The organism is Serratia sp. CoH_134_PS_4, from assembly GCF_058190535.1.
The window spans coordinates 1-400 of record NZ_JBXWKI010000048.1; the positions used below are offsets into that span (position 1 = coordinate 1).

At 51.8% G+C, this 400-nt stretch carries 1 pseudogene; it reads left to right on the top strand.

The features are described 5' to 3' along the window. Positions 1–26 precede the first annotated feature (26 nt). A pseudogene (locus tag AC2FCQ_RS24670) lies at positions 27–400 on the top strand (IS5-like element IS903B family transposase); the annotation flags it as partial.

Consider the following 400-nt stretch of genomic DNA (forward strand, 5'->3'; position numbering starts at 1 on the left):
ATCTTCCCGACAACGCAGACCGTTCCGTGGCAAAGCAAAAGTTCAAAATCACCAACTGGCCCACCTACAATAAAGCCCTCATCAACCGTGGCTCCATAACTTTCTGGCTGGATGATGAAGCTATTCAGGCCTGGTATGAGTCAGCAACACCTTCTTCACGAGGCAGACCTCAGCGCTATTCTGACCTTGCCATCACTACTGTGCTGGTCATTAAACGCGTATTCAGGCTGACCCTGCGCGCTGCGCAGGGCTTTATTGATTCCATTTTTTCTCTGATGAACGTTCCGCTACGCTGCCCGGATTACAGCTGTGTCAGCAGGCGGGCAAAGTCGGTTAATGTCAGTTTCAAAACGCCCACCCGGGGTGAAATCGCACACCTGGTAATTGATTCCACCGGGCT